The 11002-nt window shown below is 69.5% G+C and carries 10 protein-coding genes; 6 read left to right on the top strand and 4 right to left on the bottom strand.

All coding sequences use genetic code 11. The features are described 5' to 3' along the window. Positions 1-2: 2 nt before the first annotated feature. Positions 3-1430 (bottom strand): glutamate decarboxylase, encoded by a 1428-nt coding sequence (locus G6045_RS17785; protein ID WP_165332956.1) that lies wholly within the window; start codon positions 1428-1430, stop codon positions 3-5. Positions 1431-1676: 246 nt separating this feature from the next. Between G6045_RS17785 and G6045_RS17780 the strand changes: the two genes are divergently transcribed. Further along, on the top strand, positions 1677-2435 hold the full coding sequence (locus G6045_RS17780) for a MerR family transcriptional regulator (RefSeq protein WP_165332955.1): 759 nt from the start codon (positions 1677-1679) through the stop codon (positions 2433-2435). An 80-nt stretch (positions 2436-2515) separates the two neighbouring features. On the opposite strand, the gene G6045_RS17775 is transcribed toward G6045_RS17780, so the two are convergent. Further along, complete coding sequence (locus G6045_RS17775; protein WP_165332954.1) at positions 2516-2884, bottom strand: YbjQ family protein; 369 nt, start codon at positions 2882-2884, stop codon at positions 2516-2518. A 189-nt stretch (positions 2885-3073) separates the two neighbouring features. On the opposite strand from G6045_RS17775, the gene G6045_RS17770 reads away from it, so the two are divergent. Continuing rightward, positions 3074-3763 (top strand): DedA family protein, encoded by a 690-nt coding sequence (locus tag G6045_RS17770; RefSeq protein WP_165332962.1) that lies wholly within the window; start codon positions 3074-3076, stop codon positions 3761-3763. Positions 3764-3823: 60 nt separating this feature from the next. On the opposite strand, the gene G6045_RS17765 is transcribed toward G6045_RS17770, so the two are convergent. Both G6045_RS17765 and G6045_RS17760 read right to left on the bottom strand, forming a co-directional pair. Beyond that, positions 3824-5470 carry a threonine/serine exporter family protein gene (locus G6045_RS17765; RefSeq protein ID WP_165332961.1) on the bottom strand — a complete coding sequence of 549 codons (1647 nt, stop codon included), beginning with the start codon at positions 5468-5470 and terminating at the stop codon, positions 3824-3826. Between the two features lie 168 nt (positions 5471-5638). After that, positions 5639-6127: an inorganic diphosphatase gene (locus G6045_RS17760; protein ID WP_165332960.1), complete on the bottom strand. Its 489-nt coding sequence runs from the start codon at positions 6125-6127 to the stop codon at positions 5639-5641. Between the two features lie 91 nt (positions 6128-6218). Between G6045_RS17760 and dacB the strand changes: the two genes are divergently transcribed. The 4 genes from dacB (at position 6219) to hpt (ending at position 10824) form a co-directional block, all read left to right on the top strand. Next, positions 6219-7757: a D-alanyl-D-alanine carboxypeptidase/D-alanyl-D-alanine endopeptidase gene (gene dacB / locus G6045_RS17755; protein WP_408056342.1), complete on the top strand. Its 1539-nt coding sequence runs from the start codon at positions 6219-6221 to the stop codon at positions 7755-7757. A 110-nt stretch (positions 7758-7867) separates the two neighbouring features. Further along, positions 7868-8998, top strand: a complete 1131-nt coding sequence (locus G6045_RS17750; RefSeq protein ID WP_165332952.1) for a zinc-dependent metalloprotease — start codon at positions 7868-7870, stop codon at positions 8996-8998. A gap of 185 nt (positions 8999-9183) precedes the next feature. After that, positions 9184-10194 (top strand): tRNA lysidine(34) synthetase TilS, encoded by a 1011-nt coding sequence (tilS, locus tag G6045_RS17745; RefSeq protein ID WP_165332951.1) that lies wholly within the window; start codon positions 9184-9186, stop codon positions 10192-10194. 69 nt (positions 10195-10263) lie between these two features. Next, positions 10264-10824 carry a hypoxanthine phosphoribosyltransferase gene (gene hpt / locus G6045_RS17740; RefSeq protein ID WP_165332950.1) on the top strand — a complete coding sequence of 187 codons (561 nt, stop codon included), beginning with the start codon at positions 10264-10266 and terminating at the stop codon, positions 10822-10824. Positions 10825-11002 lie beyond the last annotated feature (178 nt).

Below are 11002 nucleotides of genomic sequence, written 5' to 3'. Positions count from 1 at the left end.
CCCTAGTGATGAAACGCCGTCACCGCAGCCGCATCCGACCCCAACGGGCCACCCTGCCCCCGAAGTTCCGGCAGCACCCGCCCCAAATCCTCGAGCAGCAGCGCAGCCAGATCCGCCGAGAAGCCGTTCCGGCACACGATCCGAAGGACCGAAAGATCCTCCCGGTCCGCGGGAAACGTATACGCCGGCACCAGCCACCCCCGCTCCCGCAACCGCCGCGACACATCGAACACGTCGAACGCCGTCACATCCGAAGCCGTCGTGAAGGCGAACACGGGCAACTGATCGCCACGCGTGAGCAGTTGGAAGTCCCCGAGCGCCTCGATCCGTTCCGCAAGCCCACGCGCCACATCGCGCGAGGCCTGCTGAACAGCCCGGTACCCCTCACGCCCCAGCCGTAGAAAGGTGTAGTACTGCGCGACCACCTGAGCCCCGGGCCGCGAGAAGTTCAGGGCGAACGTCGGCATGTCGCCGCCCAAGTAGTTGACCCGGAAGACCAGTTCCTCCGGCAGCTCCTCGGCCGACCGCCACAGCGCCCAGCCCACCCCCGGGTACACAAGCCCGTACTTGTGCCCGGACGTGTTGATCGACGCGACCCGCGGCAGCCGGAAGTCCCAGACCAGATCCTCGTCCAGGAAGGGAGCGATCATCGCGCCGGAAGCACCGTCGACATGCACGGGCACATCCAGACCCGTGCGCTCCTGCAGATCGTCGAGCGCGGCACAGATCTCCGCGACGGGCTCGTACGACCCGTCGAAGGTCGACCCGAGCACCGCCACGACCCCGATGGTGTTCTCGTCGCACAGCTCCACCGCCGAGGCCGCGTCCATATGGAAGCGCGACCCCTCCATCGGTACGAGCCGTGCCTCGACCTCCCAGAAGTTGCAGAACTTCTCCCAGCACACCTGCACATTCGCGCCCATCACCAGATTGGGCCGGGCCTCGCGCGAGGGATAGCGGTCGGCGTTGCGCCGTGTCCAGCGCCGCTTCAGCGCCATCCCGGCCAGCATGCAGGCCTCGCTCGACCCCGTGGTCGAGCACCCGACCGCGGACTGGGGATCCGGTGCGTGCCACAGATCGGCGAGCATCGCCACGCACCGCCGCTCCAGCTCGGCGGTCCGCGGGTACTCGTCCTTGTCGATCATGTTCTTGTCCCGGCACTCGGCCATCAGGACCCCGGCCTGCGGTTCCATCCAGGTGGTGACGAAGGTCGCCAGATTCAGCCGGGCGTTGCCGTCGAGCATCAGCTCGTCATGGACCAGCTGATACGCGGTCGCCGGCGGCAGCGGCCCGGCCGGCATCCGGTGCCGGGGCGGCGCCTCGGTCATCCCGCTCACGGGGTTGGCCTCGCCGAGGAAGGGGTTCAGGGCGAGCCGGCGCAGATCGTGCTCGTCGCCGTGGTGCGGAGTACCGCCGCGGTGCAGGGACATGCTCGCCTCCAAGAGTGGCCCCCCTCGCCACACTAAACGGGCATACGGGATGTATCAGCTCGTAGGGAATCCAGCCCGCACTCCACGGAGCTGCAGCCCGCACTCCACGGAAACGGCAGCTCGCACCTCACGGAAACCACAGCTCGAACCCACGGAAACTCCGGCTTGCACCTCACGTGACGTGAGGACTCAAGGTGAAGGCGTACCGGGAAACCGGACAGCACGGACCAGAAAGGATCGGCGGCCATGAGCTACTCCGTCGGACATGTCGCCGGCCTCGCGGGCGTCACGGTGCGCACCCTGCACCACTACGACGAGATCGGTCTGCTTGCCCCGAGCGAGCGCAGCTACGCGGGCCATCGGCGCTACAGCGACGAGGACCTCGACCGGCTGCAGCAGATCCTCTTCTACCGGGAGCTCGGCTTCCCGCTCGACGAGGTCAAGGTGCTGCTCGACGACCCCGGTGTGGATCCGCAGGAACACCTGCGGCGCCAGCACGAGCTGCTCGCCGGCCGGATCGAGCAGCTGCAGAAGATGGCCACGGCCGTCGAACAAGCCATGGAGGCGAAGAAGATGGGCATCAACCTCACACCCGAGGAGCGGTTCGAGGTCTTCGGCGAGCACGACCCCGAACAGTACGAGGAGGAGGCCGAGCAGCGCTGGGGCAACACCGACGCCTGGGCCGAGTCGAAGCGCAAGACCTCCTCGTACACGAAGGAGGACTGGCTGCGGATCAGGGCCGAGGCCGACGACTGGACCCGGCGGATGATCGCGCTCATCGAATCGGGGGCCGAGCCCGCGTCCGAGGCCGCGATGGACATGGCGGAGGAGCACCGCCTGCAGATCTGCCAGTACCACTACACCTGCACGCACGAGATCCACAGCTGTCTCGCCGAGATGTTCGTCGCGGACGAGCGCTTCACGCGCAACATCGACAAGGCGAAGCCGGGTCTGGCCGCATACATGAGCGAGGCGATGATCGCGAACGCGCTGCGCCACCTGTAGCCGACGAGGCGTACGGCACTCCGCCGTACGCCTCGCCGCGCTGCCGTCGGACCGTGTCCGGTCAGGCGGTCCGCGTCCGGTCAGGCGGTCCGCGTGATCACCACAGCCGTCCCGTACGCGCACACCTCGGTCCCGACGTCCTGCGCCTCGGTCACATCGAAACGGAACATGAGCACCGCGTTGGCGCCCCGCGCCCTGGCCTGCTCGACCAGTCGGTCCATGGCCTGGTTACGGGTCTCGACCAGGGTCTTCGTGAGCCCTTTGAGCTCACCGCCGATCATCGACTTCAGACCGGCCCCGATCTGGCTGCCCAGATGCCGGGACCGCACGGTGAGCCCGAAGACCTCGCCGATCACCTGCTGCACCTGGTAGCCGGGCACGTCATTGGTCGTCACGACCAGCACGTCGGACTGCGGTCCCTGCCCGCCGCCGAAATCCTCGATTCCCATCCACCGACCCTTCCGTCGCGCCCGTCCCACCCCTCTCACCTGCAGAGCTTTGTCCCTTTTCGTCACCGGTGCATCCTGGAAGGCCCCCGGTGGAACCTGGTCCTGTCTCCCTGCGTTGATAGCTTTAGGCGGCCACGCCCCGCCGCGAGCTTTCATGCCCACGACACCCCCCAGGAGCCCGGACCCGTGATGACGACGCTTGCGCTCGGACCGAGCTGGCTCGATCCGGACTTTCTGCTCAACGAGTTCGGGTTGTACGGCCTGCTGCTCATCGTCTTCGCCGAGTCGGGCCTGCTCATCGGGTTCTTCCTGCCCGGCGACTCGCTCCTGTTCACCACGGGCCTGCTGGTCACCACCAACCAGCTCGACCACCCGCTGTGGCTGGTGTGCACCTTGATCGCGATCGCCGCGATCGTCGGCGACCAGGTGGGGTATCTCTTCGGCCGGAAGGTCGGCCCCTCGCTCTTCAACCGCCCGGACTCCAAGTTCTTCAAACAGGAGAACGTGACGAAGGCGCACGAATTCTTCGAGAAGTACGGCCCGAAGTCCCTGGTCCTGGCCCGCTTCGTGCCGATCGTGCGCACCTTCACGCCGATCATCGCGGGCGTGAGCCGGATGAACTACCGCTCGTTCATCACGTTCAACATCATCGGCGGCATCCTCTGGGGTGTCGGCGTGACGCTGCTCGGCGCCTCGCTCGGCAAGGTCGACTTCGTCCACCAGAACATCGAGGCGATCCTGATCGGCATCGTCCTGCTCTCGGTCGTGCCGATCGCCATCGAGTTCCTGCGCGCCCGCTCGAAGTCCAAGAAGGCCGCGGCCGAGGGCCAGGGCTCCGCGCCGGTGGCCCCCCAGCGCGGCCGCCACGCCAAGCGCTGACACCCGCGGCAGGCGGCCGGCCACCCGAGGCCCGAAACCCCGATCCCGGAAACCCCGAGGTCAGAAGCCTCGCGTACGTTTGGCCGCCCGCCGGCCCGCAGCCCCCGGCACCCGGAGCAGCAGCCGCGAGATCTCACTTCCGAGGTTCACGCCGATCGCGATGGCCATCGCCGTGGCGGCCGCCCGGGTGAGCGCCCCGAGGCCGCCCTGCACATCGTTCTGCGCGATCGACAGCACACCGAAGTACGTCGAGGAACCCGGAAGCAGCGGCCCGATCGCCGCCGTGATGTACGGCAGGGCCGACGAGAACCGGTAGCGCGAGAACAGCTGGCCGAACAGACCCACCACCCCGGCCGCGACAGCCGTCGCCGCCACGGGCGAGATATCGCCCGCGAAGTGCAGGGCTCCGAAGATCGCCCAGGCCACCCCGCCGTTGAGCGTCACCATCAGCACCGACCCCCGCTCCTGCTGCAGCAGGACCGCGAACGCCAGACTCAGCGCCATCGACGCGAGGATCTGGGCCTCCGGCCGCTCGGTGATCTGCAGCGCCACATCGGGATCGAGCTGCGCCCCCAGCTGCACGCCCAGATAGAGCACGGTCAGCACACCCACCACGATGGCCACGAAGAAGTACATGACCTCGAGGAGCCGGGCCGCGGCGGTGATGTAGTAGCCGGTCAGACCGTCCTGCACGCCCGCCACGAGCGCCCGCCCGGGCAGCAGCGCGAACAGCCCACCGGTGATCACCGCGGAGCCGCTCACGGTCGACGTATGGCTGAGCGTGAGCGCCACGCCCATCGCGGCCGGCGGCATCGCGGCCACCAGGAACTGGTAGAACTCCGGCAGCCCCCGCCCGGCACACAGCCACGCGAGCCGGTCGCCGAGCATCGCGCCGAGCATCGCCGCGATGAACACCGGCGTATCACCGCCGACCAGGACGGAGGCCGCACCCGCGAGCAGCCCGCTGGCCATGGTCAGCGCCCAGCCGGGATATGGGTGCCGGTTGCGCCGGATCTGCGCGAGCGCGCGGTACGCCTCCTCGAGGGAGACGTCGATCTCCTCGGCGCTGATGTCGTCGACCAGCTGGTACACGGCCTGCAGCCGCGTGTAGTCGGTGCCGCGGCGCCGTACGGTGCGCGAGGCCGTCACCGGGTCGTCGACCAGGGAGGGCTGATACGAGATCGAGAGCAGCGTGAAGGTGACGTTCGGCTCGCAGCGGTCGAGCCCGTACGAACGGCAGACCGCGAACATCGCGGCCTCCACGTCCTCGGCCCCCTCACCGCCCGCGAGCAGCAGCTCCCCGATACGCAGGGTCAGGTCGAGCACACGGGGGACGGCCGGCCCCTCGTCCTCGTGCCGCTGCGTGGGCTCGGACGCGGGCCGGTCCGTCACCGGCGTACGCAGCATGGTGCGCATCCGGTCCTGCCAGGGCGCGTCCTTGGTCAGCCGGACCTTGGGGATGCCCTCCGCGGGCGTGAAAGCACTGTGGTGGTAGCTCTGCGGGTGCGTGAACGCCGAGGTGTCCGCCTCCGGCGGCGCGGGCGGAATCCGCAGCCCTTGCGGAATCGTGAACTCCGAGGTCGGCTGCTCCACCTCCGGCGCGGGCACGGTCTCCACGCCGCCCACGGGGGCGAACGCACTGCGTGCCTCATCGGACTGCGGTTTGCGGTCCTCGGCCTCCAGATCCGTCAACGCCCTCTTCTCCATCATCGGCATGGCCAGTACGCCCAGTATGCGTATGAACGCACGAACCGGCCCACCGGCCCCTCCCGTACCCGGGAACGGGCCGTCCCATCCGGATTCCGTATACGCGAACGGGCCGCTCGCCCCTGGTTCAGGGGACGAGCGGCCCGTTCGCCGCGACCGCTAAAAGGTTCAGTGGCCCTGGGTCTTGTACCGCTCGTACGAACGCACGATCTCGGCCTCGGCCTCGGTGCGGCCGACCCAGTCGGCGCCCTCGACGGACTTGCCGGGCTCCAGGTCCTTGTAGACCTCGAAGAAGTGCTGGATCTCCAGGCGGTCGAACTCGGAGACGTGGTGGATGTCGCGCAGGTGCTCGACGCGCGGGTCGGAGGCCGGCACGCAGAGCAGCTTGTCGTCGCCGCCCGCCTCGTCGGTCATCCGGAACATGCCGATCGCGCGGCACTTGATCAGGCAGCCGGGGAAGGTCGGCTCGTCCAGGATCACGAGCGCGTCCAGCGGGTCGCCGTCCTCGCCGAGGGTGTCCTCGACGAAGCCGTAGTCGGCCGGGTAGCTGGTCGAGGTGAACAGACGACGGTCCAGACGGATACGACCGGTCTCGTGGTCCACCTCGTACTTGTTACGCGAACCCTTCGGGATCTCGATCGTGACGTCGAACTCCACCGGTGACTCCTCCATGATCAGCACATACTTCGAAAGACGCAGTGATTAAGTGTCCCTCACGCAAGTGTGTGATCGCGAAAGGGGCTGGTCCGTGGTGCCCGAGCTCAAGGACCGGGGGCTCGCAGAGGATGCCGAGCTTCCGGAGCCGTCGAGGCCGCCGCGTCCACCGAGGTCGTTCCGGCGGCCGGGACCGCTGAAGACCTGGCAGTTCACGGCCGCCGCCGCCACGTTCGGTCTGGTGCTTTCGGCCGTGGTGGTGACCGCGGCCGGTCCCTGGGACTCAGGCCAGCGTACGGCCGAGCGGGCCTGGGCCGCATCGCGGGAAGCCGACGGTGGCGCAGATCACGGGCGTGACCGGGGCGAACCGGACCCCGCGCCCGCCGCCCCGGACGTCCTGTCCGCGCTCGGCGCCCCGCAGGGCTCCGCGCCCGCCCCGACCAAGAGCGCACTCGCCGACGTACTCGACCCGCTCCTGAAGGACCCTTCGCTCGGCACCCACCGCACCGCTTCCGTGGTCGACGCCCTGACCGGCGAGGAGCTGTACGCCGCGAAGTCCGGCGACGCCGTCACCCCTGCGTCCACCACGAAGATCGCCACAGCGGTCGCGGCGCTCACCGCGCTCGGCCCGGACCACCGCATCGTCACCAAGGCGGTCGCGGACCCCGGTGCGAACGAACTGGTCCTCGTCGGCGCCGGCGACCCCACCCTCACCGCCAGGCCCGACGGCAACGGCGGCTCCAGCCTGCGCGAACTGGCCCGGGCCACCGCCAAGTCCCTCGCGGAGCACCCGCGCGAGGGCAAGCTCCGCCTCTCGTACGACACCTCGCTCTACTCGGGCCCCGGCCTGCACCCCATCGGTCCGAACGAGAACATCGCCCCGGTCAGCGCCCTGATGATCGACGAGGGCCGCCTCGACGACTCGGCGAGCGGTCCGGCCGCGCGCTCCGGCGATCCGGCCGCCGCGGCCGCGAAGCGCTTCGCGGAGATGCTGCGCGAAGAAGGCGTACGGCTCGAAGGCGGCGCACCCCAGGCGTCGAAGGCCGGCGCGAAGGCGGAGGAGCTGGGCAGCACCGCATCCGCGCCGCTGACGGCCCTCGTCGAGCGGATGCTGACCCACAGCGACAACGACATCGCCGAGGCCCTCGTACGCCAGGTCGCCCTCGCGTCCGGTGAGCCGGCGAGCTTCGACGGGGCCGCGAAGGCCGTCGAGAAGCGGCTGCGGGACCTCCAACTGCCGGTGGAGGGCGCCAAGTTCGCCGACGGAAGCGGCCTGAACCGCGCCGACCGCGTCTCCGCCCGCCTCCTGACGGCCCTGCTCGCCAAGGCCGCCGACCCGGCCCACCCGGAACTCCGCCCGGCCCTCACCGGCCTCCCGGTCGCGGGCTTCACGGGGACGCTGAAGAACCGCTATGCCTTCGACGAAGCCTCCGGAGCGGCCCCGGGCACCGGCCTGGTCCGCGCGAAGACGGGCACCCTGACCGGCATCAACACCCTCGCCGGATCCGTGGTCGACGCCGACGGCCGCCTGCTGCTCTTCGCGTTCACGGCCTCGGGCACCTCCGCACCCCAGGCGGCCCAGTCCACCCTCGACCGCCTCGCGGCCACGGTGGCCAACTGCGGCTGCCGCTGACCCGCGCCCGTATCCACGCCGAACCGGACCCCTAGGGGCCAACCCCCGGAAACAACCCACCCCGGACCGAACCCTCACCGCCCGGCCCCATGACAACGTACGGTTGACGCATGACGAGCATCGGCGGTGCCGCACAGGGGATGGTCGACTGGAATCTCGCGGTCGCGACTGCGACCCGCCTGGTGCGCCCAGGCCCCGAGGTCAGCCGTGACGAGGCGCGCGCCATCGTCGCGGAGCTGCGCCGGCACGCCAAGTCCTCGGAGGAACATGTCCGTTCCTTCACGAAGATGGCCACCGACGCCGCGCATGACACCCCGGTCCTGGTCGTGGACCGTCCGGGCTGGGTGCGGGCGAACGTCGCGGGGTTCCGCGAGGTCCTCAAGCCGCTCCTGGAGAAGATGCACGAGCGCCGTGGCGGCGGCGCCGGCGGCGCGATGCTCGGCGCGGTCGGCGGCAAGGTCACCGGAGTCGAGCTCGGCATGCTGCTCAGCTTCCTCGCCTCGCGCGTCCTGGGGCAGTACGAGACCTTCGCGCCGCCCACCAAGGAGCTCCCCGGCAGTGCCGTCGGCGGCGGCCGACTCCTGCTCGTGGCGCCGAACATCGTGCACGTGGAGCGCGAACTCGACGTCGACCCGCACGACTTCAGGCTCTGGGTCTGTCTGCACGAGGAGACCCACCGCACCCAGTTCACCGGGGTGCCCTGGCTGCGCGACCACCTCGAGGGCGAGATCCAGTCATTCCTCGGCGAGACCGAGGTCGACCCGATGACGGTCCTCGAACGCTTCCGCGAGGCGGCCTCCGCACTGGCCGGCAACAAGACGGACAGGGAGGACGACGACGGGGGTCCCTCCCTAGTCGAGATCGTCCAGACCCCTGCCCAGCGCGAGATCCTCGGCCGCCTCACCGCCGTGATGTCGCTGCTCGAAGGGCATGCGGACTTCGTGATGGACGGCGTGGGACCCGATGTCGTGCCGTCCGTGGGGGAGATCAGGGAGAAGTTCCAGCAGCGCCGGGCCAAGGGCGCCTCGCGGCTGGATATGGCGCTGCGGAAGCTGCTCGGGCTCGACGCCAAGCTGCGGCAGTACCGCGACGGCGAACGTTTCGTCCGCGCGGTCGTTGACGAGGTCGGGATGGACGGCTTCAACCGCGTCTGGACCTCGCCCAACACGCTGCCCACCAAGTCGGAGATCGCCAAACCGGCGGACTGGGTCGCGCGGGTGCACCGTAAAGCTGATTCCTGAGCACCGCGCCACCTCGGCAGAATCAAGCCTCCGTAATCACTCTTCTGAGGGACCGTGGGCCTGCGGAAGGCGTGCAATGCTCGGGGAACGACTCGTCTCTGTCACCATCTATGCACCCTGAGTGACGAGACCTCCCCCGTACTCACGCCCCCGTACTCCACGAAGCTCCACGAAGGGAACCGGACATGGGTCCCCATCCTGCGGTCGCGGCGATACGCCTGGCAGTCCGCCGCGTCCTCCACGACATCCTCACCGACAACTCCACCACCGAACTCCCCGCCGACGGCCCCCTGGTCCTCGTCGCCTGCTCCGGCGGCGCAGACTCCATGGCGCTCGCCTCCGCTCTCGCGTTCGAGGCCCCCAAGCTCGGCATCCGCGCCGGCGCCGTCACCGTCGACCACGGCCTTCAGCCCGGTTCCGATCTGCGCGCCGCCGAAGTCGTCGTCCGGATGACGGCCCTGGGCCTTTCCCCCGTCGAATCGCTGGCCGTCACCGTCGGCCGCGAAGGCGGACCCGAAGCGGCCGCCCGCGACGCCCGCTATGCCGCGCTCGACGAGGCCGCCCAGCGCCTCGGCGCCGCCGCCGTACTGCTCGGACACACCCGTGACGACCAGGCCGAGACCGTCCTGCTCGGACTCGCCCGTGGCTCCGGGATCCGCTCGCTGTCCGGAATGGCCGAGACCTCGGGGGTCGCCGGCCGTTACCGCCGCCCGTTCCTGGGGGTCGACCGGCAGACCGCGCGCAAGGCCTGCATGGTCCAGTCGCTGCCCGTATGGGACGACCCGCACAACGCCGACCCCGCGTACACGCGCTCACGGCTGCGGCACGAAGGACTGCCCGCCCTGGAGAAGGCGCTCGGCAAGGGTGTCGTGGAGGCCCTCGCCCGCACCGCCCAGCTCTCCCGTGACGACGCCGACGCCCTCGACTCCTGGGCCGCGCAGGCCGAGACCACCGTGCGCGACGACACCGGGCTCCTGGAGTGCGCCAAGCTGTTCGCGCTGCCGCCCGCCGTGCGCCGCCGGATCCTGCGCCGCGCGGCCATCGACGCCGGGGCGCCCGCGGGTTCGCTCTTCGCGCGCCATATCGAGGAGATCGACCGCCTGATCACCGGTTGGCGCGGCCAGAAAGCCATCAACCTGCCCGGCCGGGTCGTCGCCCAGCGGCAGGGTGGCAGACTTGTCATCCGGCAGGGCTGAAGCCGACTGCTGTTGCGGACGGTACGTAGCCGACTGCTGAAGCGGCCGGCACCTCGGACGACGAAAGTGATGCGGGTGGACGCGAAAGACATGGGCACCGACCTCGAGAAGGTGCTCATCACCAAGGAAGAGATCGACGCGAAGCTCGAAGAGCTCGCCGCGAAGATCGATGCGGAGTACGCGGGCAAGGACCTGCTGATCGTCGGAGTCCTCAAGGGCGCCGTGATGGTCATGGCGGACCTGGCACGCGCACTGTCCACCCCCGTCACGATGGACTGGATGGCGGTGTCCTCGTACGGCGCCGGGACCCAGTCCTCGGGCGTGGTCCGCATCCTCAAGGACCTCGACACCGACATCAAGGGCAAGCACGTCCTGATCGTCGAGGACATCATCGACTCCGGTCTCACCCTGTCCTGGCTGCTCTCCAACCTCGGCTCGCGCGAGCCCGAGTCGCTGAAGGTCTGCACCCTGCTGCGCAAGCCCGAGGCCGCCAAGGTCGCGATCGACGTGGAGTGGGTCGGCTTCGACATTCCCAACGAGTTCGTCGTGGGCTACGGCCTGGACTTCGCCGAGAAGTACCGGAACCTGCCCTTCGTCGGCACCCTCGCCCCGCACGTCTACGGCGGCTGAGCTTCCGTACCCCGTACGGCCGTTGGGACCTCGCTCGTCTGGCGGCGGGAACCCTCGCCCGATTCCCCGCGTTGGAGCATGGGAAGGCGGGTTTATCGGCCGTCCCCTGCCGCGTCGGGTGACAATGCTGGGGTACCGTCCGAAGAACAGCTTTTTTGAAGCCTTATCAAACTCACAT

It is taken from the genome of Streptomyces mesophilus (assembly GCF_011044995.1).
Classification (GTDB): Bacteria; Actinomycetota; Actinomycetes; order Streptomycetales; family Streptomycetaceae; genus Streptomyces; species Streptomyces mesophilus.
Note: the sequence above shows the minus strand (reverse complement) of the source record. Positions and strands in the feature narration are given on the sequence as shown.

Excerpts from the sequence above, each read along its gene's own strand:
- hpt (WP_165332950.1), top strand. The coding sequence starts at position 10,264 with ATGCGGGTGGACGCGAAAGACATGGGCACCGACCTCGAGAAGGTGCTC.
- G6045_RS17750 (WP_165332952.1), top strand. The coding sequence starts at position 7,868 with ATGACGAGCATCGGCGGTGCCGCACAGGGGATGGTCGACTGGAATCTC.
- G6045_RS17780 (WP_165332955.1), top strand. The coding sequence starts at position 1,677 with ATGAGCTACTCCGTCGGACATGTCGCCGGCCTCGCGGGCGTCACGGTG.
- tilS (WP_165332951.1), top strand. The coding sequence starts at position 9,184 with ATGGGTCCCCATCCTGCGGTCGCGGCGATACGCCTGGCAGTCCGCCGC.
- G6045_RS17770 (WP_165332962.1), top strand. The coding sequence starts at position 3,074 with ATGACGACGCTTGCGCTCGGACCGAGCTGGCTCGATCCGGACTTTCTG.
- G6045_RS17765 (WP_165332961.1), bottom strand. The coding sequence starts at position 5,470 with ATGGAGAAGAGGGCGTTGACGGATCTGGAGGCCGAGGACCGCAAACCG.
- G6045_RS17775 (WP_165332954.1), bottom strand. The coding sequence starts at position 2,884 with ATGGGAATCGAGGATTTCGGCGGCGGGCAGGGACCGCAGTCCGACGTG.
- G6045_RS17785 (WP_165332956.1), bottom strand. The coding sequence starts at position 1,430 with ATGTCCCTGCACCGCGGCGGTACTCCGCACCACGGCGACGAGCACGAT.